Annotated in this window: 23 protein-coding genes and 1 pseudogene; 13 read left to right on the top strand and 11 right to left on the bottom strand. The window is 65.2% G+C overall.

Annotated elements, in window-relative coordinates; genetic code table 11:
- Positions 1-15: 15 nt before the first annotated feature.
- The 6 genes and pseudogenes from ACNJX9_RS36805 to ACNJX9_RS36780 all read right to left on the bottom strand — a co-directional run bounded on the left by ACNJX9_RS36805 (position 16) and on the right by ACNJX9_RS36780 (position 6,416).
- A complete protein-coding gene (locus ACNJX9_RS36805) occupies positions 16-237 on the bottom strand; it encodes a dodecin (protein ID WP_057746461.1) in 222 nt (73 codons plus the stop codon).
- 123 nt (positions 238-360) lie between these two features.
- Positions 361-1,698, bottom strand: coding sequence for a glycosyltransferase family 87 protein (locus ACNJX9_RS36800; protein WP_439406995.1), 1,338 nt, complete (start codon positions 1,696-1,698; stop codon positions 361-363).
- Positions 1,699-1,810: 112 nt separating this feature from the next.
- Positions 1,811-2,368 carry an HNH endonuclease gene (locus ACNJX9_RS36795; protein ID WP_220006090.1) on the bottom strand — a complete coding sequence of 186 codons (558 nt, stop codon included), beginning with the start codon at positions 2,366-2,368 and terminating at the stop codon, positions 1,811-1,813.
- Positions 2,369-2,678: 310 nt separating this feature from the next.
- Positions 2,679-4,202, bottom strand: a pseudogene (locus ACNJX9_RS36790) (acyl-CoA synthetase); the annotation flags it as partial.
- 15 nt (positions 4,203-4,217) lie between these two features.
- Positions 4,218-5,402 (bottom strand): ABC transporter substrate-binding protein, encoded by a 1,185-nt coding sequence (locus tag ACNJX9_RS36785; RefSeq protein WP_439406993.1) that lies wholly within the window; start codon positions 5,400-5,402, stop codon positions 4,218-4,220.
- Positions 5,403-5,441: 39 nt separating this feature from the next.
- Positions 5,442-6,416, bottom strand: a complete 975-nt coding sequence (locus ACNJX9_RS36780; protein WP_439406991.1) for an NAD(P)H-dependent flavin oxidoreductase — start codon at positions 6,414-6,416, stop codon at positions 5,442-5,444.
- A gap of 181 nt (positions 6,417-6,597) precedes the next feature.
- Between ACNJX9_RS36780 and ACNJX9_RS36775 the strand changes: the two genes are divergently transcribed.
- Positions 6,598-7,485 carry a LysR family transcriptional regulator gene (locus ACNJX9_RS36775; RefSeq protein ID WP_057746659.1) on the top strand — a complete coding sequence of 296 codons (888 nt, stop codon included), beginning with the start codon at positions 6,598-6,600 and terminating at the stop codon, positions 7,483-7,485.
- Between the two features lie 55 nt (positions 7,486-7,540).
- Here ACNJX9_RS36775 and ACNJX9_RS36770 read toward each other — a convergent pair whose 3' ends face one another.
- A complete protein-coding gene (locus ACNJX9_RS36770) occupies positions 7,541-8,191 on the bottom strand; it encodes a DNA-3-methyladenine glycosylase family protein (protein ID WP_439406990.1) in 651 nt (216 codons plus the stop codon).
- 189 nt (positions 8,192-8,380) lie between these two features.
- On the opposite strand from ACNJX9_RS36770, the gene gluQRS reads away from it, so the two are divergent.
- Together gluQRS and ACNJX9_RS36760 are read left to right on the top strand one after the other, a co-directional pair.
- Positions 8,381-9,253: a tRNA glutamyl-Q(34) synthetase GluQRS gene (gene gluQRS, locus ACNJX9_RS36765; RefSeq protein WP_439406988.1), complete on the top strand. Its 873-nt coding sequence runs from the start codon at positions 8,381-8,383 to the stop codon at positions 9,251-9,253.
- 106 nt (positions 9,254-9,359) lie between these two features.
- Complete coding sequence (locus ACNJX9_RS36760; RefSeq protein WP_439406987.1) at positions 9,360-10,634, top strand: ATP-binding protein; 1,275 nt, start codon at positions 9,360-9,362, stop codon at positions 10,632-10,634.
- Here ACNJX9_RS36760 and ACNJX9_RS36755 read toward each other — a convergent pair.
- Positions 10,561-11,454, bottom strand: coding sequence for a YihY/virulence factor BrkB family protein (locus ACNJX9_RS36755; protein ID WP_057746668.1), 894 nt, complete (start codon positions 11,452-11,454; stop codon positions 10,561-10,563). The two genes, ACNJX9_RS36760 and ACNJX9_RS36755, sit on opposite strands and share 74 nt — an antisense overlap.
- 289 nt (positions 11,455-11,743) lie before the next feature.
- Here ACNJX9_RS36755 and ACNJX9_RS36750 point away from each other — a divergent pair, with 289 nt between their 5' ends.
- The 6 genes from ACNJX9_RS36750 to ACNJX9_RS36725 all read left to right on the top strand — a co-directional run bounded on the left by ACNJX9_RS36750 (position 11,744) and on the right by ACNJX9_RS36725 (position 15,906).
- Positions 11,744-11,938, top strand: a complete 195-nt coding sequence (locus tag ACNJX9_RS36750) for a twin transmembrane helix small protein (protein WP_057746671.1) — start codon at positions 11,744-11,746, stop codon at positions 11,936-11,938.
- A gap of 88 nt (positions 11,939-12,026) precedes the next feature.
- Positions 12,027-12,599: a cob(I)yrinic acid a,c-diamide adenosyltransferase gene (locus ACNJX9_RS36745; protein WP_057746900.1), complete on the top strand. Its 573-nt coding sequence runs from the start codon at positions 12,027-12,029 to the stop codon at positions 12,597-12,599.
- A gap of 125 nt (positions 12,600-12,724) precedes the next feature.
- Entirely contained in the window at positions 12,725-13,474 is a 750-nt protein-coding gene (locus tag ACNJX9_RS36740; RefSeq protein WP_271618299.1) for an electron transfer flavoprotein subunit beta/FixA family protein, read from the top strand.
- Positions 13,474-14,424, top strand: coding sequence for an electron transfer flavoprotein subunit alpha/FixB family protein (locus ACNJX9_RS36735; protein ID WP_057746677.1), 951 nt, complete (start codon positions 13,474-13,476; stop codon positions 14,422-14,424). The genes ACNJX9_RS36740 and ACNJX9_RS36735 overlap by 1 nt, the downstream gene beginning before the upstream one ends.
- Positions 14,425-14,632: 208 nt before the next feature.
- Positions 14,633-15,514 (top strand): 3-hydroxybutyryl-CoA dehydrogenase, encoded by an 882-nt coding sequence (locus ACNJX9_RS36730; RefSeq protein WP_271599019.1) that lies wholly within the window; start codon positions 14,633-14,635, stop codon positions 15,512-15,514.
- A gap of 194 nt (positions 15,515-15,708) precedes the next feature.
- Complete coding sequence (locus ACNJX9_RS36725; RefSeq protein WP_439406983.1) at positions 15,709-15,906, top strand: hypothetical protein; 198 nt, start codon at positions 15,709-15,711, stop codon at positions 15,904-15,906.
- Positions 15,907-15,912: 6 nt separating this feature from the next.
- Here ACNJX9_RS36725 and tlpA read toward each other — a convergent pair whose 3' ends face one another.
- A complete protein-coding gene (gene tlpA / locus ACNJX9_RS36720) occupies positions 15,913-16,578 on the bottom strand; it encodes a thiol:disulfide interchange protein TlpA (protein WP_439410202.1) in 666 nt (221 codons plus the stop codon).
- Between the two features lie 101 nt (positions 16,579-16,679).
- On the opposite strand from tlpA, the gene argH reads away from it, so the two are divergent.
- The 3 genes from argH (at position 16,680) to lysA (ending at position 19,753) form a co-directional block, all read left to right on the top strand.
- On the top strand, positions 16,680-18,077 hold the full coding sequence (gene argH, locus ACNJX9_RS36715; protein ID WP_439406982.1) for an argininosuccinate lyase: 1,398 nt from the start codon (positions 16,680-16,682) through the stop codon (positions 18,075-18,077).
- 93 nt (positions 18,078-18,170) lie between these two features.
- Positions 18,171-18,464, top strand: coding sequence for an LPS translocon maturation chaperone LptM (gene lptM / locus ACNJX9_RS36710; RefSeq protein ID WP_057746903.1), 294 nt, complete (start codon positions 18,171-18,173; stop codon positions 18,462-18,464).
- A 23-nt stretch (positions 18,465-18,487) separates the two neighbouring features.
- Positions 18,488-19,753, top strand: a complete 1,266-nt coding sequence (gene lysA, locus ACNJX9_RS36705) for a diaminopimelate decarboxylase (RefSeq protein ID WP_057746685.1) — start codon at positions 18,488-18,490, stop codon at positions 19,751-19,753.
- Between the two features lie 110 nt (positions 19,754-19,863).
- Here lysA and ACNJX9_RS36700 read toward each other — a convergent pair whose 3' ends face one another.
- The gene (locus ACNJX9_RS36700; protein ID WP_439406980.1) at positions 19,864-20,772 is read right to left on the bottom strand and encodes an NAD(P)-dependent oxidoreductase; all 909 of its coding nucleotides are present in this window, start codon (positions 20,770-20,772) and stop codon (positions 19,864-19,866) included.
- A 62-nt stretch (positions 20,773-20,834) separates the two neighbouring features.
- Positions 20,835-21,218: a carboxymuconolactone decarboxylase family protein gene (locus ACNJX9_RS36695; protein WP_008567285.1), complete on the bottom strand. Its 384-nt coding sequence runs from the start codon at positions 21,216-21,218 to the stop codon at positions 20,835-20,837.
- 180 nt (positions 21,219-21,398) lie between these two features.
- Here ACNJX9_RS36695 and ACNJX9_RS36690 point away from each other — a divergent pair, with 180 nt between their 5' ends.
- Entirely contained in the window at positions 21,399-24,014 is a 2,616-nt protein-coding gene (locus tag ACNJX9_RS36690; RefSeq protein WP_439406978.1) for a TIGR02302 family protein, read from the top strand.
- Positions 24,015-24,079: the final 65 nt, after the last annotated feature.

Genomic DNA, 24,079 nt, shown 5'->3' with positions numbered 1-24,079 from the left:
CGACGCAAGCCCGCCTCACCCTTCCAGCGTAAAGCCGACGCGCAGCGTCACCTGGTAGTGGCGCACCGCACCGTTCTCGATGTGGCCACGGGTCTGCACCACCTCGAACCATTTCATCTCGCGGATGGTCTTGGACGCGCGGCTGACAGCATTTTTTATGGCGTCGTCGATCGAGGTCTCGGACGATCCGACCAGTTCCAGGATCTTGTAGACATGATCCTTCTCGGCGGTGGGCATGGTGAGCCTCCCTGGTTGCGCGGCAGCCTTCGCTTCCGCATGGGCTCCGATTGAACGGGTACCGGCCGTTCCGGTTCCCTCGCGCGGCGGCGTGACGCTGGCTCTGTCGCGAACGTAATGGCGCTATTCCGCAGCCTGGGCGGCTCGCGGTAGGACGGATGCGGACTGCATTCCGCGCCAGAGCAGCCGCAGCAGCACGGCCAGCAAGGCCATCATCGCGAAGCCGCCGAGGGCCGGCGCAAACCTGTCGGTCAGTCCGGCGAGATAGGCCTGTTCCTCGCCGAACTGCGCCGCCAGCCGCGCCGATTGAAGCATGCCGTAGGCGCCGGCCAGCAGGATCAGCCCGTAGATGACGCCGCGTTCGCGCGCGCTCGCCAGCAGCGCCAGATCGGGAAGCAGCAAGGCGAGGCCGATGCCGATCATGGGCAGATCATAGTCATAGGCGTAGGGGCTGATCATCACCGAGACCATGGCGGTGATGCCGAGGGCGAATCGAGGCGACATCTTGCGCGCCGCGCCGAGCCAAACGGCAAGCACCACCGCGCAAAGCGCAAGGCTCGCGACCGCTGCCTGCGTCCAGAAGGCAAGAATGGGCGGAACGCCCGCACGGGAAAGCGCCGCGTAGGTCGAGATCATTCGCAGCAGCGGGTAAATGCCCTGATCGAGAAAACGCGCCGATTCCCCGATCGCGCCAAGCCATGCGGTCCAGATCTGCCAGCCGAACACCAGTGTGCAGACCATGGAGCTTGCCAGCACGACGGTCGCGGCGGTCGCGAGCGCCACCCAGCGGCGTGTCGCCAGCATGTAGACGCCGACCGCGATGGCGAGATGCGGCTTGATCACCATCGCACCCAGCGCGAGGCCGGCGACAAGCTGGCGCCGCTCCACGTTGAGGCAGACCAGGCCAATCAGGGTGCCGGTGAGAAAGCCGTTCTGTCCGCCGCCGATCGTGATCGCAAGCGCGGGAAACAGTGCGACCAGGACATGGGCGAAATTCGCGCCCGCAATGGCGCGAAGCATCAGCAAGTAGGTCGCGAGCGTTGCGACGATGAACACGAGATAGGCGATGCCAATCGGCAGCAGCGCCAGCGGTGCGACGAGCAGGTCGAACTGCGGCGGGTAGGTCCAGGGCATGAAGCCGGTTGCTCCATGCGCAGCCTCGGCCTGGAACTGCATCAGCGTTTCGAACCGGTAGACCAGTTCGACCTGGCCGCGCCACACCTGTTGCGCGGCGATGTAAAAGGCGTCGAAATCGGAGAGCTCGCGGATCTGGAAGACGCCCCAGCGCCCAAACCTCAACGTCTTGAACAGCACCATCACGGCCAGTGCCGCCAGCACGAAGCGGACATAGGCGATCCGTTTCGATGGCGAAAATTGAACCGCTTCCAGCGCCTCGGCAAACATAAGCGACGACCCGACCTGACCAATCAGCGGCGTGCAGGCCCCGCAGATCCCGGCCAAACTGCCATCAGAGCTTTAAGGGACGGTAACGAATCAAGAAGGATTTGGGGCGCGCCTTGCCGCGACCGCTGCGCCGGATCGAGATCGCGGCGGCTGGAAGTCGCGCGCTGCCCTACGGATCCAGCTCCGTATCCCAGTAGAGGTAGTCCAGCCAGCTATCGTGCAGATAGTTTGGCGGGAACAGGCGGCCGTTGCGGTGGAGCTGGTGCACGGTCGGCGCGAACGCGTTCTGGCGCGGAAACATTTTTGCCTGAGCCGGCGTCAGATTGCCCTTGCGCAGGTTACAGGGCGAGCACGCCGCGACCACGTTCTCCCAGGTGGTCTGACCGCCTTTGCTGCGCGGGATGATGTGATCGAAGGTAAGATCGTCGGGCGAGCCGCAATATTGGCAGGCGAAGCGGTCGCGCAGGAAGACGTTGAACCGGGTGAAGGCGGGATGCGTGGTCGGCTTGACGAAGGATTTGAGCGAAACCACGCTCGGCAGCTGCATTTGCAGCGTGGGACTGTGAACCGCCTGGTCGTAATGCGCTACGATATTGACGCGGTCGAGGAACACCGCCTTGATCGCGTCCTGCCACGACCACAGAGACAGTGGGTAGTAACTCAGCGGCCGGAAGTCCGCGTTCAGGACCAGCACCGGCCAACTGCCTTGCGAGACATGTGCGTTCAAGTAACGCTCCCGGCCTCCAATATACGCTGCGAAGCAGCATGTACTGACATACTACATGCAGCGTGACGGGATTGTGAAGCCCGTTGAGCGACTTATTCAGGTGCAAGCAATACGGCGGCGGGGTGGCAAACGCCCAAAAATGCCGTGATTTGGGAGGGCCGGCTGGGGAGCCGGCGCGGAGCGGCCTTCCAATTCATGAACCCGATTTCGCCGACAAAAGTGCTTTACCCAATCAGCGAGAGCATCTGGCCCTGCTCAGGCGGGATGCGCCCCTTCAGCGTGTCGAGATAGACCTGCCGCACTCGGCCCGTTAGCCGCGGTTTGCCCAATAGGGATCCCGCAGCTTGCGCTTGAAAATCTTCCCCGTCGCCTCGCGGGGCAGCGCATCCAGGAACTGGACCTCCTTCGGCACCTTGAAGTTTGCCAGCCGCTCGCGCAGGAACGCCTGCACGCCGGCGGCGGAGAGCTGCGCCCCTGTCTCCGGCTCGATGCAGGCGCACAGCCGCTCGCCATATTCCGCGTCGGGGATGCCGAACACGGCGCAATCGCGCACCCCTCGCATCGCAATCAGCGCGTTCTCGATCTCGGCGGGATAGATGTTGACGCCGCCCGAGATCACCATGTCGCGCTTGCGGTCGCACAGGAAGAGATAGCCGTCCTGGTCGAGATAGCCGACGTCGCCGACGCTGACGAGGCCGTCGCGCCCGGCCTCGGCGCGTGCCTGCGCCTTGCCGTGATAGTCGAAGTCCGGTACCGCCGTCTGGCGCATGTAGATTTCGCCGACCTCGCCGGCGCCGCAGAGGCTGCCGTCCTCGCGGAAGATCTTGACGATGCCGCCTTCGATGGCGCGGCCGACCGTGCCCGGCTTCTTCAAGGCCTCCTCGGCCGAGTGCCACACCGGAATGCCGGTCTCGGTCGAGCCGAAATATTCGTTGATGACCGGTCCCCACCAGTCGATCATGGCCCGCTTGATTTCGGGTGGGCAGGGCGCAGCACCGTGCACGACGAAACGCAGCGACGAGAGGTCGTAGCGCTGCTTGATTGCATCGGGCAGCCGCAGCAGCCGGACGAACATGGTCGGCACCATGTGGACGTGGGTGACTCGGTGGCGCTCGATCAGCGCCAGCAGCTCCTCGGCGTCGAACCGCGCCTGCAGAACGATGGTGCAGAAGCTGCGGAACGCCAGCATGCCGTAGGAATGCGGCGCCGAGTGATACATCGGCCCGTTGATCAGCACGACCTGGTCCTCGCGCGGCTTGATGCCATAGGCGATCGCGCCGACGCGCTCGGAGGCGGCGGCCTGCTCGGGCTGCATCGGCATGCGCCTTACGCCCTTCGGCATGCCCGTGGTCCCCGACGTGTAGATCATCGCTGCGGCACGCCGCGGCGGTTCCTGCGATTCCGGATGACCGTTGCGCCAGCTGTCCCAATCGGTCAGGCCGGCCGGCACCTCAGCCAGTCGCGGAGGAATTGCGAAGGTCGACGTGAGCTCGGGCGGGGTTGCAACGACGAGGAGGCGGACGTCCGCAGGCAGGCCGGAACGGATCTGCGGCAGCAGATCGGCATGGCAGACCAGGATCTTCGCGCCGCTGTCGATGAGGATGTAGCGGACTTCCTCGGCCTTGAGATGCCAGTTGATCGGCACCACCGGACTGCCGAGCGCGGCCGAGGCCGCGACCACCTCGAACAGCGCAAAATCGTTGCGCAGCATCATGGCGACCGGCGCGCCGTCGGCGAGGCCCAGGCTGCGAAGCCCGCTCGCGGCCCGCCTGATGCGGGCCTGAATCTCGTCATAGCCGATCCGGCGTTCACCGCTGATGATCATGGCGTGTCCTTGTTTCGCGCGAGCCTAGCGATCGTCCAGCACGTCGCCGAACCCGACCCAGCTCTTGCCGTTGAAGCGGCGGAGCTGAAGCTGCTGGAACGGCAAATAATCATCAGGGCCGGTCGTGACAGACATGCCTGGCAGCAGCAGCGGCAACTTCACCTCCTTCAGCAAGGCAGCCTGGCGCATGATGTTGTCGCGGCTGACGTCGTCCTTGCACGCTCGGAGCACCGTCATCAGCAGCGTCGCGTAGTGGTAGCCGGCCGCGTGGTTGGAGTTGGAGAGGTCCGCATTCGGCATGTACTGCTTCATGAAGGCGAAATATTCCTTCACGCCGGGATCGTCGGCCCATTGCGGGTCCAACGTGTCCTTCTGGTTGCTCGACGAGATCAGTCCGACCGCGTTGTCCAGCCCAGCCGGCTCGAGGAACGAGATCGAGGAGGCCGAGGTCGGCACGAAGAACAGGTCCGGCTTCCAGCCGATCTCGGCCACACCCTTGATCGCCTGCGAGGTGAACTTTCCGAGCACGACGCCGAACAGCACGTTGGCGCCCGAGGCTTTCAACGTCGAGAGCTGCGAGCTGATCGTCGGTGCGCTGGTCTCGTAGCTCGCTTCCGCGATGATCATGCTGGCGGCTTTGGCGCCGAGCGCACGCTTGAAGCCTGCGACATAGTCACGGCCGAAATCGTCGTTCTGCGAGAGGATGGCGATCTTCGCGTCGGGCTTGGACTGCAGGACGTATTTGGCATAGACGGCGCCCTCGGATTCATAGGCCGCCATGCCCGGCATCGTCCACGGGTTCTTCTGCGGATCGGCCCATTTGGTCGCGCCCGAGAGCACGAACAGCTGGGGCACCTTCTTGGCGTTGAGGTAGCGCTGCACGGCGCTATTGGTGGCGGTGCCGAGCGAGCCGAACATCATCAGCACCTCGTCCTGCTCCACCAGCTTGCGGGTCTGCTCGACCGTCTTCGGCGGCGAGTAGGCATCGTCCAGCGAGATGAACTTGACCTTGCGGCCGTTGATGCCGCCTTCCGCGTTGACCTTCTCGAAGAACGCCTCCTGGGTCCGTCCGATCGCGCCGAAGCCGGAGGCTGGTCCGCTATAGGGCAGGGTCTGCCCGATGCGGATCTCGTCGCTGCCTTCGGCGTGGGCGGTTTCAGCTGCGAGCGCCAGCATCGATAGGCCGATCAGTGCGGCTGCCAGCTTCATGATGTCCTCCCGTTCTTCTTTTCTTGTCAGTCTGAACCGTCAGGCGCTGGCGCGCATCAGGAAATCCTGTCGGGCCTGCTCGAACTCGCCCTTCATCCGCTCGACCAGCTCGGCGACCGGAGGCGCGTCGGTGATCTGGCCGATGCCCTGGCCGGATCCCCAGATATCGCGCCATGCCTTGGATTTCATGTTGCCGCCGGAGCCGAAATTCATCTTGGTCTTGTCGGCGACCGGGAGATTGTCCGGGTCCAACCCGGCGGCCGCAATCGACGGTCCGAGATAATTGCCGTGCACGCCGGTGAACAGGTTGGTGTAGACGATATCGTGCGCGGCGTGCTGCGTCAGCGCCGACTTGTAGGCCTCATCGGCGTTGGCTTCCCGCGTCGCGATGAAGCGCGTGCCCATATAAGCGAGGTCGGCGCCCAGCGTCAGCGCCGAGGCGATGCCATAGCCGTCGCTGATCGCGCCCGACAGCAGGATGGCGCCGCCAAACCATTGCTTGACCTCGCGCACCAGCGCGAAGGGCGACAGCGTGCCGGCGTGTCCGCCCGCACCGGCGCAGACCAGGATCAGGCCGTCGACGCCCTGTTCGGCGGCCTTGCGCGCATGCTTGACGTTGATGACGTCGTGGAACACCAGCCCGCCATAGGAATGTGCGGCCTCGACGATCTCCGCCGGCGGCCGCAGCGAGGTGATGATGATGGGCGCCTTGTGCTTCACACAGGTCTCCATGTCCTTCATCAGCCGGTCGTTGGAGGCGTGGCAGATCTGGTTGACGGCGTAGGGCGCGACCTTTTTGCCGGGATTGCGCGAGCTGTGTTCGCCGAGCTCGTCCTCGATGCGGCTCAGCCATTCGTCGAGCTTTTCGACCGGACGGGCGTTGAGCGCGGGAAACGAGCCGACCACGCCGGCCTTGCACTGGGCGATCACCAGCTCCGGGCCGGAGACGATGAAAAGCGGCGAGCCGACGACGGGGAGCTCCAGCTTGTTCCTGAGCAGAGCGGGCAGTGCCATCCGATCCTCCTGACGACGCGTCGTCGGCCCGCCGGCCGAAGCTTGAGCGCTTCCATGTCGATTGCCGCGCCGGCGGGGCTTCCGCCGGCCGGCGCTTTGACCCCACTATAGGATTGGACGGCCGGCGGCGGATCGTTCAATATTGAACATACGTATATTCAGATTTGTACGGAGCGCGGCGGTGGATTGGGATCTCTGCAAGACCTTCGTCGCGGTCGCCGATACCGGCAGCTTCACCGCCGCGGCCAAGCGCCTGCACGCCAGCCATCCGACCGTCAGCCGCAAGATCGCGGCGCTGGAGGCGCAACTCGGCACAAAGCTGCTGGCGCGTGCCGCGGATGGTTTCGTGCTCACCGCCGACGGCCGCACCCTGCGCGAGCATGCCGAGGCGATGGCCGCCGCGGCGCTGCGGGCCGAGGCGGCGGTTGGCGCCGGCGGGCGCAAGGCGCGCGGCACGGTCAAGCTGTCGATCGGCGCGACGCTGGCTTCGCACTGGCTGATGCCGCGGCTGCGTTCCTTTCTCGGCGCGCATGATCACATCAGGCTCGAGATCATCACCCATCCGTTTCCGGCCAGCGTGCGCCGACGGGAGGCCGACGTCGTGCTGCGGCCGGTCGACAGCGGCGAGGAGAATCTGGTCGGCCGCAAGGTCGGCCGTCTCGGCACCGGCTTCTACGCCTCGCGCGGCTATGCTGACGGCCGGTCTCTGCCGGAACGGAGCGGCGAGTGGAAGGGGCACAGCGTCATCGGCTTTGCCGATCAGGATTCGAACGCGCAGCTGGCGCGCTGGAGCGATGCGATCACGCGCCAGGGCACCGTGGTGATGCGCTGCTCTTCGCAGGGCGACATGCTGGCGGCGGTACGCGCGGGGATCGGGATCTCCGCGCTGTCCTGCTTCGTCGCGGAAAGCTATCCGGACCTCGTGCGCGTCGCGCCGCAGAAACTCGTCAGCGTCGCCGACCTCTGGCTGCTCGCCCATCCCGATCTGGTCGAGCTGTCCGCGGTGCGCGCCGTGGTGGACTATGTCGCGGAATGTGCCCGGGCCGACCGCGAACGGTTGCGGGGCTAAAGCATGATCCGGAAAAGTGTGAAGCGGTTTTCCGATAGGATCATGCGTAAAAATTCTAGTTTCCCGCAAGCACACCCTCGCGCTTCTTCACCGCGCGGTAGTAGCTCCACCACAGATGCGCGGCCGCGCCACGCAGGGGACGCCAGGGTTCGGCGAGCGGCGCCATCTGCTTTTCCGTCGGTCGCGCCTTCAGGCCGAGACCCATCCTGATGCCCTCCTGCACGGCGAGGTCGCCGGCCGGCCATGCGTCGCCATGGCCAAGGCAAAACAGGAGATAGAGGTCGGCCGTCCAGGGCCCGATGCCCGGCAGCGAGACCAGCGTGTGATGCGCGGCGTCGGCGTCTTCCTCTGCGAGCACGTCGAGGTTCAGCCGCTCGGCGATGATCTCGCGCGCGAGATGTTTCAGCGTCTTGATCTTGGCCGCTGACAGTCCGAGCCGCCCGAGCCGGTCGGTGCGGGCGCGGCGCACCGCCTCATGATCGAACGGATCGAAGGCCGCAGATAACCGTCCCCAGATCGCCGCCGCGCTCGCGGTCGACAGTTGCTGCCCGCAGACGATATGCGCCAGCCCCGCAAAGCCCGGCTCGCGCCGCCTGAGCGCCGGCATGCCCGCGATCTCGAGCACGGACTTGAGGCGCGGATCGCGCTTGACCAGCGTGCGGACGGCTTCTTCGAGATCGGATTGGGATTCGAGGTGGATGGTCATGGCAGTTTGGCAAACTCTCTCCGGAGTCATGGCCGGGCTTGACCCGGCCATCCACGTCTTTCTAACCGCAGGACATTGTTTAGCATGGGCCGCGGTCATCGTGTTCGTCCATGACGGTGACACGATCGGTCTGTGATACCGAACAACGTGGATGGCCGGGACAAGCCCGGCCATGACGAGATTCATCTGATGCCGCCACCCGTTTTCCGATTTGCCCCGAGCCCGAACGGCCACCTTCATCTCGGCCATGCTTATTCGGCGCTGCTGAACTTCGACCGCGCGCAGGAGACCGGTGGACGGCTATTGCTGCGCATCGAAGACATCGACGTGGCGCGCTGCCGGCCTGAATATGAGACCGCGATCTACGAAGATCTCGCCTGGCTCGGGATCGCCTGGGAAACGCCAGTGCGGCGGCAATCGGAGCATCTCGCCGACTATCGCGCGGCGCTTGAAAGACTCTCCGCGCTCGGTCTCGTCTATCCAGCTTTTGAGAGCCGCGCCGAGATCGCAAAGCTGGTCGCGGCCCGTGAGGGGGATGGGCCATGGCCGCGTGATCCCGATGGCGCTCCACTCTATCCTGGCGATGCGAATTCGCTGCCGGCCGGCGAGCGAGCGCGCCTGATCGCCTCCGGCGTGCCCTATGCCTTGCGCCTCGATATGGCGGCGGCCTGCCGGCAGGTCTCCGGTCTGACCTGGAACGAGCAGGGCGAGGGCCCCGACGGCGAGCGCGGCCTGGTCGCCGCGCGGCCCGAGGCGTGGGGCGACGTGATCCTGGCCCGCAAGGAGACGCCGACCAGCTATCATCTATCCGTGGTGGTCGACGACGCGCTCCAGCAGGTGACCGAGATCGTGCGTGGCCAGGACCTGTTTCACGCCACCTCGGTTCACCGGCTGCTTCAGGCTCTGCTCGGCCTGACCGAGCCCATCTATCGCCATCACGGCCTGATTCGCGGCACCGATGGCCGGAAGCTGTCGAAATCGAACCGCTCGACTGGCCTCCGGGAGCTGCGTGCGGCCGGCATCTCGCCCGCTGGCATCCGCACGACCGTGGGATTAGGCTAAGTTTCTCTGGGGGTTAGCACGGCAGTGCCGTGACTCCGGGGTGGCGGCCATGCCATGCTCGCCTTTGAGCCCGGGGGGTTCGAAGCGGAGACTTCGAAGGGGAGCTATGGCGGCGAAAACGCGGGCAGCGCGCACCACGCGAAAGTCCAGGCAGCCGCCTCGGAAGCGGTCCGGGGCGGTCGGGAAAGTGCGCCAGCGCAGCGCCGGGAACGTTGCACCCGACGTGATCCAGGCGGCGCTCGCGGCCTTCGCCCACGAGGTTCGGACGCCCCTGACCGGCATTCTGGCGATCAGCGACCTGCTTTCGACCTCCGACCTCGGCGAGCGGGAGCGGCGCTGGGCCGACACCATCAAGGCCGGTGCCGAGCACTTGGCAAACCTCGCCACGCTGTTCGTCGATGCCGCCAAGACCGGCAAGGGTGCCGGCAAGGGTGGCACGCTGCGGCAGGATCTGTTTGATCTGCGCGCGCTTGCCCGCAGCACCGGCGATTCGCTCGCCGGTCGTGCCGCTGCCAAGGGCCTTCAGGCCGAGGTCGATATCTCCGACAAGCTTCCGGGCCTCGTGGTCGGGGATTCCGTTCGCCTCCGCGCCGCACTCGAGAACCTGATCGACAATGCGGTCAAGTTCACGGAGCAGGGGGCCGTCGCCATCTCGGCCGCGCCTTGGCGGCCCGCCAAGGGCAAAGCTAGCGGCAAAGCCAAGGACAAGCACCGGGTCGGCGTCGCCTTCTCTGTCTCCGACAGCGGCCTCGGGCTGACCATGGCCGAGATCAAGCGGCTGTTCCGCCCGTTCACCCAGGCCAATGTCACCATCGCCTCGCGCTTCGGCGGCGCCGGGCTCGGTCTGTCCTCGGTCAAGCAGCTGGCCCGTGCGATGGGCGGCGACATCACGGTCGCACCGCGGCGAGGTGGCGGCGCCACCTTCACCCTGACTGTCACGCTCGATGCGGCCGGGCCGGCAAAGGCCGGCAAGACCGAAGGCGGCGAAGCGGAGCCGCTGACATCGCTGCGCGTGCTCAGCGTCGAGGACAATCCATTCGGCCGCGTCGTGCTCAACACGATCCTGACCGAGCTCGGCCATCATGCCGAGTTCATCGGGCGCGGCGAGGATGTGGTGAACAGGCTCGCGCAGGGCGGCTTCGATGCGGTGCTGATGGACATGGTGTTGCCGGGCATCGACGGCGTCGAGGCGATCAGACGGGTTCGCAAGATGCAGGCGCCGCTGGCCCGGATCCCGATCATCGGCGTGTCTGGCCGCGGCGAGGATGAGGCGGCCGCGCGCGAAGCCGGCGCCGACGCCTTCCTCGTCAAGCCTGTGTCCCCGCGGGCGTTAGCGATTGCGCTGCTTGAAGCGACACGCCGTGAGGAAGTCGCGATTTGATGATCGCGGCGTTGAGTTCGCCGCCGAAGACGAAGATCGCGGCAATGAAATACAGGAACACCAGCGCGATGATGACCGAGGCGAGTCCCGCATACATCGTGACGTAATTGTTGGCGAAGCGCGCCAGGTATTGGCCGAACACGATGCCCGAGATCAGCGATGCCACCATGGTGAAGACGATGCCGGGCAGGATCTGAAGGAAGCTGCGCCGTCCCGCCGGCAGCCAGGCGTGCAGGATGAACAGCGCCACCACCAAAGCGGCGATAGTGATGCCATAGCGAAGCCAGGTGAGGATGCTCTCGTTGGATTCGACGAACAGCGGAATGTGCCGCCGGGCAGCTGCGATGAGCAGCGGTCCGAGCACGATCAGGAATGCCATGGCGAGCGCAGTGAACGCCGCCACCAGCGTGTAGCCGATCGATTCCAGCCGGAGCCAGTACCAGCGCCGCATCTCCACCACGGCATAGGCACGGTTGAGTGCAACCCGGAGTGCCTCGACGCCATTCGAGGCGAAATAGACCGACAGCACCGCGCCGATGGTCAGCACGCCGGAGCGGGTCGTCGTCAGCACGTCGTGCACCTCGCCCGAAATCGAATCGGAGACCTGTTTGGGCCAGACCTGAAGCATCAGGCTGGCGGCCTGGTCGGCGAGCTCCTTGGAGCCAAAGAAGCCGGCCAGCGACGTCAGCACGATCAGGAACGGGAACAGCGCCATCAGCGTCGACAGCGCGATATGGCTCGCGATCGCCCAGCCGTCGTCGGCCAGGAACGTGTAGAAGGCGTCCTCCACGATGACATAGATGGTGCGAACGGCTTTCACGATAGCTGCACCGCTGTCGCTGCTCCTTCGCCCCGCTTGCGGGGAGAGGTAGGAAAGGCTGGCGGTCGAGGCAAATCGGAAGTCATGTCGCCAGCTTCTGATATTCTTGGCCCAAAAGCCAGATCGCGAAGCGCCCCGCCGTCATTCCGGGGCGCGCGCAGCGCGAGCCCGGAATCCATCGGGCCGCAACGCAGCTGGAGGAATGGATTCCGGGCTCGATGCTTCGCATCGCCCCGGAATGACGGCCGGGGAGATGGCGGAGCGCCGCACACGGTGTTATCACCCCCAAATGGCATCTCTCCTGAGTACTTTCATCCTGCCGATTGCCGTGGCCGCCGTGGCGGTGGTGCTGCTGCTCGGCCTCGTCAACATGATGCGCGGCGGCTCGCCCAACACGTCGCAGAAATTGATGCGCTGGCGCGTGCTGCTGCAGTTCATCGCGATCGTCATTGCCATGGTCGCGGTCTGGGCGATGGGGCGATAGGGCATGATCCGGACCCGAAGGGCCGCGCTTGCGCAAGGTGTGAAGCGGTTTTCCGATGAGATCATGCCCGAAGAACAAGGACACTCTCATGGTTGTTCTGAACCGCATCTATACGAAGACCGGTGACGACGGCACGACAGCGCTCGGAACCGGCGAGCGCCGTCCGAAATATGATCGGCGCATCGCAGCCTACGGCACCGTCGACGAGACCAATGCCGCAATCGGCGTGGCGCGCCTTCACACCAAGGATGCACTGGTGCTCGATGCGATGCTCGGCCGCATCCAGAATGATCTGTTCGATCTCGGCGCCGATCTCGCGGTGCCCGAACGGGACGGCAAAGCGGAGCGGCTGCGGGTGGTGGCGGGTCAGGTCGAGCGGCTCGAGCACGACATCGACGCGCTCAACGACAAGCTGGCGCCGCTCACCTCTTTCGTGCTGCCGGGCGGCACGCCGGCCGCCGCCTATCTCCATGTCGCGCGCACGATATGCCGCAGGGCGGAACGCATGATGGTGGAGCTGGCAGCCCAGCCCGGCGAGCCCGTAGGCGCCGCTGGCATCCAATATATGAATCGCCTGTCGGACTTCCTGTTCGTGGCCAGCCGCGCCGCTAACCATGATGGCGCCGGCGACGTGCTATGGGTTCCGGGCCAGAATCGCTGACCCATTGAGATCAGCATTTCAGGGGACTAAAATTAGGCCCTACGCGCGTTGACCGGGCCGGGTCAGGCCTTTAGGTTCCGCGCCAGTTGAAATACCCCCCTCCCAAATTGAGTGAAAGAGGATCGATGAAGGTCTTAGTGCCGGTAAAGCGGGTGGTCGATTACAACGTCAAGGTCCGCGTCAAGGGCGATGGATCGGGCGTTGAACTCGCCAACGTCAAGATGTCGATGAACCCCTTCGACGAAATCGCGGTCGAGGAAGCGCTGCGTCTGAAGGAAGCCGGCAAGGCGACCGAAGTCGTGGTGGTCTCCATCGGGCCGGCGCAGGCATCGGAGACGATCCGCACCGGTCTTGCGATGGGCGCCGATCGCGGCATCCTGGTGAAGGCCGAGGGCACCGTCGAGCCGCTCGCCGTCGCCAAGATCCTGAAGAAGGTTGCTGAAGAAGAGCAGCCGGGCCTGATCATCCTCGGCAAGCAGGCGATCGACGACGACAGCAATCAGACCGGCCAGATGCTGGCTGCGCTGCTGGGCTGGGCGCAGGCGACGTTTGCCTCGAAGCTCGAGGTCGAAGGTTCGGATTTCAAGGTCACCCGCGAAGTCGATGGCGGCCTGCAGACCGTCAAGCTCAAGGGACCGGCGATCGTCACCACCGATCTGCGTCTCAACGAGCCGCGCTATGCTTCGCTGCCCAACATCATGAAGGCCAAGAAGAAGCCGATCGCGGAGAAGGCCGTCGCCGATTACGGCGTCGACGTCACTGCGCGCCTCGAAGTTCTGAAGACGGCTGAGCCTGCGGGCCGCAAGGCCGGCGTCAAGGTGAAGGACGTCGCCGAGCTGGTGTCGAAGCTCAAGAACGAAGCCGGGGTGCTCTGATGACTGCGCTGTTGATTGCTGAACACGAACACGAGGTCCTCAAGGACTCCACCAACAAGGCGCTGACCGCGGCCTCTCAGCTCGGCGGCGACGTCCACGTGCTGGTCGCCGGTGGCGGGCAGGGCACCAAGGCTGCCGCCGAAGCGGCCTCGAAGCTCGCCGGTGTCGCCAAGGTGCTGGTGGCTGAAGGCGAGGCCTACGCGCACGATCTCGCCGAGCCGCTGGCCGCGCTGATCGTCTCGCTGGCCCCGTCCTATGACGCGATCGTCGCGCCTGCGACCTCGCGCTTCAAGAACGTGATGCCGCGCGTCGCAGCTCTGCTCGACGTCATGCAGGTCTCGGAGATCATCAAGGTGGTCGCGCCCGACACTTTCGAGCGTCCGATCTATGCCGGCAACGCCATCCAGACGGTGAAGTCGAAGGATGCCAAGAAGGTCATCACGGTCCGGACCTCGACCTTCGCGGCGGCAGCGGCCGGTGGCAGCGCGCCGGTTGAGAGCGTCGCGGCCGCGGCCGATCCCGGCCTGTCGACCTTCGTCGGCGAGGAGGTTGCCAAAAGCGACCGTCCGGAGCTGACCTCGGCCAAGATCATCGTTTCCGGTGGCCGCGCCATGCAGAGCCGCGAGAACTTCGCCAAGTACATCGAGCCGCTTGCCGACAAGTTAGGGGCCGGTGTCGGTGCCTCGCGCGCGGCGGTCGACGCCGGCTATGCGCCGAACGACTGGCAGGTCGGCCAGACCGGCAAGGTCGTCGCCCCCGAGCTCTACGTCGCGGTGGGCATTTCCGGTGCCATCCAGCATCTGGCCGGCATGAAGGACTCCAAGGTGATCGTCGCGATCAACAAGGACGAGGATGCGCCGATCTTCCAGGTGGCTGATTACGGCCTTGTCGCCGACCTCTACCAGGCGGTTCCGGAGCTGACCGCCGAACTCGGCAAGCTCGGCAAGTGAAACCCCATAAAAACACCGGCCGGAGGTATAAACTCCGGCCGGTGTTTCATTTCTGAGGCGTTTTCTTTGGCGTGGGGCACGCCTTTGAAGCGATCCAATCTAGGTTTCGAGCCAAGGTTCTGATTAAATCGGGCTTCTGGTCAAATCAGACCTCCCGGCTCAGGGGATAGGCAGGCGCGATATGCGCGCCGTTCCGGTGGATGGCATTATGGCGGCAGTGATCAAGAAGGTCGGCGTGATCGGCGCGGGTCAAATGGGCAACGGCATCGCGCATGTCGCGGCCCTGGCCGGCTTCGACGTGGTGCTCAACGACGTCTCGGCCGACCGCCTGAAGTCAGGCATGGCCACCATCAACGGCAATCTGGCGCGGCAGGTCTCCAAGAAGGCCGTCACTGAGGACGACAAGACCAAGGCAATGGCGCGCATCAAGCTCGCCGAGAAGCTGGACGACCTCGCCGACTGCGATCTTGTGATCGAGACCGCGGTCGAGAAGGAAGAGGTCAAGCGCAGGATCTTCCACGACCTTTGCGCGATTCTGAAGCCGGAGGCGATCGTCGCCTCCGACACATCCTCGATCTCGATCACCCGCCTTGCCGCCGCCACGGACCGGCCCGAGCGCTTCATCGGCATTCACTTCATGAATCCGGTGCCGCTGATGGAGCTGGTGGAACTGATCCGCGGCATCGCCACCGACGATGCGACCTTCGAGGCGTCCAAGGAATTCGTCGCCAAACTCGGCAAGCAGGTCGCTGTCTCCGAGGATTTCCCGGCCTTCATCGTCAACCGCATCCTGCTGCCGATGATCAATGAGGCGATCTACACGCTGTATGAAGGCGTCGGCAATGTCGAGGCGATCGACGCGGCGATGAAGCTCGGGGCGCACCATCCGATGGGCCCGCTGGAGCTTGCCGATTTCATCGGTCTCGATACCTGCCTGTCGATCATGCAGGTGCTGCATGAGGGCCTTGCCGACTCCAAGTATCGCCCGTGCCCGCTACTGGTGAAATACGTCGAGGCCGGCTGGCTCGGCCGCAAGACCCAACGCGGTTTTTACGACTACCGCGGTGCCAAGCCGGTTCCGACGAGATAAGGCGGCACTGCCGTAGGGCGGGCAAAGCGAAGCGTGCCCACGCATTTTTTTGCTGCAATGCTGAGATGGTGGGCACGGCGCAAGTGCGCCTTTGCCCACCCTATACGGCACCTCGGCCCTAGCTCGACCGAGTGACAATTCATGTCCCATTAACCCACTCGGCCTAGGCTCTCGCCGGTACGAGGATCTGCGTAATGGACATGATGGCGATGGTCAGCACCATGCTGGCCTCTCAGCAGGGCGCGCTGCAGTCGAACATCGCGGCGACGCTGACGAAGCAGAACATGGACATGGAGAAATCCACCGTCCTGACGCTGCTGGGCGGCGCAGGTCAGCCATCCCTTGCCAATGTCGGCCCCGGCGTCGGCGGCAACCTCAACGTCACCGCCTGAACTTCCCTAGAGCGATGCGGCAGCCGGACCTAACGCGGCCCGGATCAGCTTGAGCGCATCGTCGCTCGCCCATTCGGCCGGCCCCGCGATCGTCGCGAGCTCGCAGCCTTGTGGGTCGACCAGCACCGAGGTCGGCATGCCCAGGGCCCGGCCTATTGCCTTAAGGTCCTGGAAAACCTTGGCTTTCTGGTCAGTGAAATAGCCGAGCCGGGTCAGGTCGGCATCCTTCAGGAAATTCTTCGGCTTCTCGGGGTCGCGGGTGTCGATATTGATCGCCACCACCTCGAAGTCAGGGCCCGACAGCTTGGCCTGGAGCTGGTCCAGCGCCGGCATCTCTTTCCGGCAGGGCACGCACCAGGTGGCCCAGAGGTTGACCAGCACGGTCTTGCCGCGGAAATCCGACAGCTTCCTCGGCTTGCCATCGGCGTCCTCAAAAGTGAGGTCCGGCAGCTTCAGGGGGGCACTCGCCATGGTTAGCGCGGCAACCTCGCCATGAGCAAGCGGCGCGAGCTTCTGGGCCCTGGCCACCGCCGGTTTGCAGGCCGGATCGCCTGACGGAGCCCGGTTCAGGCTGAGCCCATACAGCGCGGCGAAGCCGGCCAGCCCACCGATCACAACGGTGGCGATGACGATGGGGATCCGCCGCGTGGCGGAGGGCTTCTGGTCGAGCATATCGTTTGTCATCCGGTCGCAGATATGGCTATCAGGGGCCTCTTAATACGGCTGGCATCAGTCAGCAAACATGCGGCAAAGCAAGGCGTGAGCAGGGAATCATGAGCAACAAGATGTGGGGCGGCCGGTTCTCGGAGCGTCCCGATGAGATCATGGAAGAGATCAACGTCTCCATCGACGTCGATCGTCACCTCTTCGCCCAGGACATTGCCGCGTCCAAGGCCCACGCCGCGATGTTGGCCGCGAACGGCATTATCACGGCCTCTGATGCGAAAAATATCGGCAAGGGTCTAGACACGATTTTGTCAGAGATCGGCAAGGGCGGCTTCGAGTTCAAGCGCGCGCTCGAGGACATCCATATGAATGTCGAGAGCCGCCTGTCGGAGCTGATTGGCCCCGCGGCCGGCCGCCTGCACACCGCGCGCTCGCGCAACGACCAGATCGCGACCGACTTCCGCCTCTATGTCCGCGACGTCGTCGACGAGACCGATGCGGCGCTTGCTGCGTTCCAGCAGGCGCTGGTGGCGCGCGCGCTGGAGCATGCCGGAACCGTGATGCCCGGTTTCACCCATCTGCAGACCGCGCAGCCCGTCACTTTCGGCCATCATCTGCTCGCCTATGTCGAGATGGCTGCGCGCGATCGCGGCCGTTTTCAGGATGCGCGCAAGCGGCTCAATGAATCCCCGCTTGGCGCCGCCGCGCTTGCCGGCACCTCGTTCCCGATCGACCGGCACGCCACCGCGAAGGCGCTGGCCTTCGATCGTCCGATGGCGAACTCGCTCGATGCTGTCTCCGATCGCGACTTCGTGCTGGAGACGCTGTCGGCGGCCTCGATCTGCGCCGTGCACATGTCGCGCTTTGCCGAGGAGATCGTGATCTGGACCTCGCCCCTGGTCGGCATGATACGCCTCAGCGACAAGTTCACCACCGGCTCCTCGATCATGCCGCAGAAGCGCAATCCTGATGCCGCTGAGCTGGTGCGCGCCAAGACCGGCCGCGTCATCGGGGCCCTCAACGGCCTTCTGATCGTGATGAAAGGCCTGCCGCTCGCCTATCAAAAGGACATGCAGGAGGACAAGCAGGGCGCGATGGAAGGCTTTGCCGCGCTGTCGCTGGCGATCCGCGCCATGACCGGCATGGTTCGCGACCTCGTGCCTGACGAGGCCAAGATGAAGGCGGCCGCTGGCGAGGGCTATGCCACCGCGACCGATCTCGCCGACTGGCTGGTGCGGACGCTGAAGATGCCGTTCCGCGAGGCCCATCACGTCACCGGCCGCATCGTCGCCAAGGCTGCCGAGGGCGGCGTGGCGCTGCATGAGCTGCCGCTGAAGGAGATGCAGGCGATCGAGCCCCGGATTACCAGGGACGTGCTCGGCGTGCTCTCGGTCGAATCGTCGGTCAAGAGCCGCACCAGCTACGGCGGCACCGCGCCGAAGAACGTGACTACGCAAGCCAAGGCCTGGGCCAAGCGGCTGGAAAAAGAGCGAAAATTGGGCTGAGGGTCGAAATTTCGCCGGCCTTCCGTGACCTTCCGGCACTCGCCAGCGGGGGCCAACCTCTGTATGGTGCGGCCGCATATTGGGGATTTCGTCGTGACGTCAAAGTTTCGCCCGGCCGGCTCGGGGTGGGCCATCATTGTCCTTAGCCTGACGGCGCTCGCGCTCGCCGGCTGCGGCCGAAGGGGCCCGCTCGACCTGCCGCCGACCGCCTCCAGCGCGTCCACGGCCAATGTCGCTGCGCCTGGCGACACCGAGACCGAGGCCCAGAAGACGCCGAGCGTGTTCAATCCGACCTATGGCGCGGATGCCGCGCCGGCGGCGACAAGGGGCAGGAAAAAACCGTTTGTCCTCGACCCGCTCCTGGACGAACCTCCCGGCAAGCAATGAGCCGGGGCAACTGAGCCAACGCCATGAACCATTTCGACTATCGCAACGGCGTGCTGCACGCCGAGGCGGTGAACCTGTCCGAGCTGGCCGCGACGGTCGGCACGCCATTTTATTGCTATTCGACCGCGACGCTGGAGCGGCACTATCGCGTCTTTGCCGATGCCTTTGCCGGCGAGAAGGTGCTGGTCTGCTACGCCATGAAGGCGAACTCCAACCAGTCGGTGCTGCGCACGCTGGCCAAGCTTGGCGCCGGCGCCGACGTCGTCTCCGGCGGTGAATTGAAGCGCGCGCTCGCGGCCGGCATTCCCGCCAGCAAGATCGTGTTCTCCGGTGTTGGAAAGACGGAAACCGAGCTGCGCGCGGCGCTCGCCGCCGACATCCTCTGCCTCAACGTCGAATCCGAGCCCGAGCTCGAATTGCTGTCGCGCCTTGCAACCGAGATGGGCAGGACCGCACGCATCTCCGTGCGCGTCAATCCCGATGTCGATGCGGGCACGCATGCGAAAATCTCGACCGGCAAGTCCGAGAACAAGTTCGGCATTCCGATCGTGCATGCGCGCGAAGTTTACGCCCGCGCTGCGAAGCTGCCCGGCATCGTGGTCACAGGTACCGACGTTCATATCGGCAGCCAGATTACCGACCTCTCCAAGATGGAGACGGCGTTCCGCATTCTTTCCGAATTCGTGCAGACGCTGCGCGCCGACGGCCACAACATCAGCCACGTCGATTTCGGCGGCGGGCTCGGCATTCCCTATTACATGGATCGCGAGGCGCCGCCGGCGCCGGATGCCTATGCCGCCATGGTCAAGCGCGTCAGCCACAATCTCGGCTGCACGCTGATGTTCGAGCCGGGCCGCATGATCGTCGGCAATGCCGGCATCCTCGTCGCCAAGGTGATCTATGTGAAGCACGGCGACGGCAAGAACTTCGTCATCATCGACGCCGCGATGAATGACCTGATCCGTCCGACGCTGTATGAGGCGCATCACGACATCCTGCCGGTGATGCAGCCGGCGAAGGGGGCGCCTACCATCATGGCCGACGTCGTCGGTCCGGTCTGCGAGACCGGCGACTATCTCGCGCTCGACCGCACGTTGCCGACGCCGAAGCCGGGCGACCTCATCGCCATCATGACCGCGGGCGCCTATGGCGCCGTCCAGGCCGGCACCTACAACACCCGGCCGCTGGTGCCGGAGGTGCTGGTCAAGGGCGATCAATACGCGGTGGTCCGCCCGCGCATCGAGGTCGAGCAGCTGATCGCGATGGACACGCCGGCGCCGTGGCTGTGAGCAATTGATCGTAGCCCGGATGGAGCGAAGCGAAATCCGGGGGGCTCGCCGCCGCAACAATCCCGGATTACGCTACGCTCCATCCGGGCTACCGGAGCAGTTGTGAGGCGTTACTTCCCCGCAAGTCCCCCCATCTTCCCGCCCACCACCACGCCCGCCTTCTTCTCGATCGGCTTGATCGCCGCGGTGAAATCGGACTCGGCGCCCTCCGCTGATATCACGGTCTCCCAGAGACGTCCGACCGCATCCGCGACCTCCATCGACAGCCCGAGCTGCTTCATCTCCTCGAGCGCCAGCCGCACGTCCTTCACCATCAATCCGGTGGCGAAGCCGAAGTCGAAGCTGCGTGGCAGCACCGCGCGCGGAAACTTGTCGCGGCTCGCCGTGTTCATGCCCGAGCCCGCATTGATGACGTCGATCATCACGGCGGGATCGAGCCCGGCCTTGACGCCCATCACCACGGCCTCCGACGTCGCCACGATCGCTGTGGCCGAGAGGAAATTGTTGGCGAGCTTCATGGTCTGCGCCGCGCCGGGCTTCTCGCCGATGAAGAACACCTTTCCGATCACGTCGAGAACAGGCTTGAGCAGCTCGAACTCCGGCCTCGGCCCTGAGACCATCACCGCCAGCGTGCCCTTCTCGGCGCCGCCGACGCCGCCGGAGACGGGGCAGTCGATCTGCACGATGTTGCGCCTGGCCAGCAGGCCGTGAATCTTCGCAGCCATCTGCGAGCCGACCGTCGACAGATCGATGAAGCGTTTGGCCCGGCTGCCCCCGATCACGCCGTTCGCGCCGGTGGCAACCTCGAGCGAGGCCTTGAGCGACGGCAGGCTCGCCATCACGGTCTCGACCTTGTCGGCGACATCCTTCGGCGAGGTCGCAGCGGTCGCGCCGCGCGCGACAAGCTTGTCGATCGCCTCCTTGCGCGTGTCGAACACGACGAGCTTGTGGCCGGCCTCGATCAACCGCCGCGCCATCGGGAAGCCCATATTGCCGAGGCCGATGAATCCAATGTCCATGGTGTTATTTCCTTCCCCGTCGGCAATGACGGAGCAATAAAGTTGAAAGCGGTTAGCTTGCCTCACGCCTTCCCATCGATCTCCGCGAATACCTCGCGCGCGATACGGAAGCTGTCGACGGCCGCCGGCATGCCGCCATAGATCGCGACCTGCATCAGGATCTCGCGGATCTCGTCGCGGGTGACGCCGTTGGTGAGCGCGCCTTTCAGATGCGCGCGGAATTCGTGCTGGCGGTTGAGGATCGCGATCATCGCAATGTTGAGCATGCTGCGGGTCTTGCGCGGCAGCTCCTCGCGGCCCCACACCGTGCCCCAGCAATATTCGTTGAGCATCTCCTGGAACGGACGGTTGAAGTCGTCGACGTTTTTCAGCGCGTTGTTGACATAGGCCTCGCCCAGCACCGCTTTGCGGACCTCCAGGCCCTTGTCATGCATCTTCTTGTCCATGGTGTTTCCTTTGGCGTTTCCTTCGTTTCCCTTAGGCGGCGCCGCGGAAATTACGGGGTTGCCCCTCGCCAGTCACGTCCTCGTGTTATGCGGGAAAAGGGGTGTCTCCCGTACAGGAACGGATGCCTCACTGCCGCCGTTGTGGTACGCTCCACTCCGCCGGGTAACCTGGAGAGTTGATTGAACGGCGTCACCCCCGACCCGTCAGACCCGATCCGTGATGGCGATGCTCTGTCGCGGCTGAAGCTGGCGCAGGCCCTTGAGCGGTCCACCTATGCCATCGCGTGGGAGCGAGCCTGGCCGGGTTTGGCGCGTGTTCTCACCGTTGTCGGCCTGTTTCTGGTGGTGTCCTGGGCCGGTCTCTGGTTGGCGCTGCCCTTCGTCGCCCGCGCCATCGGCCTCGTCATTTTCGCAGGGTTGGCGGTCGGCGCCCTGTTCCCGCTGATTCGGTTTCGCTGGCCGAGCCGCGAAGAGGCGCTCGCCCGGCTCGACCGCGGTTCGGGCATTCGCCATCGTCCCGCCACCACGCTCACGGACACGCTGACCTCGCAGGATCCGGTTGCACTCGCGCTGTGGCAGGCGCAACGCGAGCGCACGCTGGCCTCGCTCAAGCGCATCCGCGCCGGTCTGCCGCACCCGCGCCTGGCCATCCACGACCCCTGGGCGCTGCGCGCGCTGGTGATGGTGATGCTGGTCGCGACCTTCTTCGCGGCCGGCGACGAGCGCGCGATGCGGTTAGGGGCGGCGTTCGACTGGAACGGCGTGCTGGCGCCGACCAATATCCGCGTCGACGCCTGGGTCACCCCGCCGCTCTACACCGGAAAGCCGCCGGTGATCCTGTCGGCCGCCAACAAGGAGGCGGCCGCGCTGCCTGCAAGCGGCCCGCTCGCCGTTCCCGCCGGCTCGACCCTGATCGTGCGCTCGTCCGGCGGCAGCCTGGATGTCGTGGTCTCCGGCGGCCTCAAGGAAGCCGAGCCCAAGGAGGCTGCGCCCAAGGGCACCAACGAAAAGCATTTCACCATCACCGGCGATGGCACCGCGCATGTCCGCGCGCCCTCGGGCCAGCCGCAATGGGCCTTTGCAGCGACGCCGGATCGTCCGCCGACGATCGCGCTCGCCAAGGATCCGGAGCGCCAGGCGCGCGGCGCGCTGCAGCTCGTCTACAAGATCGAGGACGATTACGGCGTCACCGGCGCCGAAGCGCAAGTTGCCGTGCGGCCCACCGAGAGCAAGGACGGCGATGCCAAGACCGCGGCGCGGCCGCTGTTCCAGCCGCCGCAGTTTCCGCTGGTGCTGCCGAACGCGCGCACCCGCAACGGCGTCGGCCAGACGGTGAAGGATCTCAGCGATGATCCCTATGCCGGTGCCGATGTCAGGCTGACGCTCACTGCCAAGGATGAGGCCGGCAACGAGGCGCGAAGCGAGCCGTTCAACATGCGCCTGCCCGAGCGTCTCTTCACCAAGCCGCTCGCACGCGCGTTGATCGAGCAGCGCCGCATCCTCGCGCTCGACGCCAACAAGAACGCCGACGTCTACACCGCGCTCGATGCGCTGATGATCGCGCCCGAACTGTTCACGCAGGAGACCGGGCAATATCTTGGCCTCTACAGCGTCACCCGCCAGCTCGAGGCGGCGCGCACCGATGATGCGCTGCGCGAGGTGGTGGCGAGCCTGTGGGCGCTCGCGGTGACGATCGAGGACGGCAACATCTCCGATGTCGAGAAGGCGCTCCGCGCAGCACAGGACGCGCTGAAGCAGGCGCTGGACCGCGGCGCCAGCGACGAGGAGATCAAGAAGCTCACGCAGGACCTGAGGGCGGCGCTGGACAATTTCATGCGCCAGCTTGCCGAGCAGTTCCGCAACAACAAGGATGCCCAGCAGCTCGCGCGTCCGCTCGATCCCAACACCAAGATCCTGCGCCAGCAGGACCTGCAGAACATGATCGACCGCATGGAGCGCCTGTCACGCTCGGGCGACAAGGATGCGGCCAAGCAGCTGCTCGACCAGCTTCAGCAGATGCTGGAGGGCCTCCAGATGGCGCAGCCGGGGCAGTCCGGCGAGAGCGACATGGAGCAGGCGCTCAACGAGCTCGGCGACATGATCCGCAAGCAGCAGCAATTGCGTGACAAGACCTACAAGCAGGGCCAGGATTCCCGGCGCGATCGTATGCGCGGCAAGCAGCAGCAGGGCGACCAGTCGATGTCGGATCTGCAGCAGGACCAGCAGGCGCTGCGCGATCGTTTGAAGAAGCTCCAGGATGAAATGGCCAAGCGCGGCCTGTCGCAGAAGGGTCAGAAAGGCCAGAAGGGACAAAAGGGCCAGGAAGGCCAGCAAGGCGACCAGGCGCAGTCCGGTCAGGACGGCGATCAGGATGCCGACCAGGGTGATGATGATGGCGGGCTTGATTCCGCCGACAACGCCATGGGTGATGCGGGCTCGAAGCTGGGCGAAGGCAATGCTGACGGCGCGGTGGATTCCCAGGGCAAGGCGCTGGACGCGATGCGCAAGGGTGCGCAGAAGATGGCCGAGGCGATGCAGCAGGGTGACGGCGATGGCCAGGGCGATGGTCCCGGCAACCGTGCCGGTCGCCAGCAAAGCGGCGGCAACCAGACCGACCCGCTCGGCCGTCCGCTGCGTGGCCACGAATATGGCGATGATTACACTGTCAGGATCCCCGGCGAGATCGACGTCCAGCGCGTCCGCCGCATTCTCGAAGAACTCCGCCGCCGCCTCGGCGACCCCTCGCGCCCGCAGATCGAGCTCGATTATATCGAGCGGCTGCTGAAGGATTTTTGAGGGGCGCCTTTGTAGCCTGGATGGAGCGAAGCGAAATCCAGGACCTCTGCTGATCCGCATTCTGC

Origin of the sequence: Bradyrhizobium sp. BLXBL-03, assembly GCF_051853015.1 — a bacterium.
Taxonomy (GTDB): domain Bacteria; phylum Pseudomonadota; class Alphaproteobacteria; order Rhizobiales; family Xanthobacteraceae; genus Bradyrhizobium; species Bradyrhizobium manausense.
The sequence above is the reverse complement of the archived record's forward strand: the minus strand, read 5'-3'. Positions and strand labels throughout refer to the sequence as shown.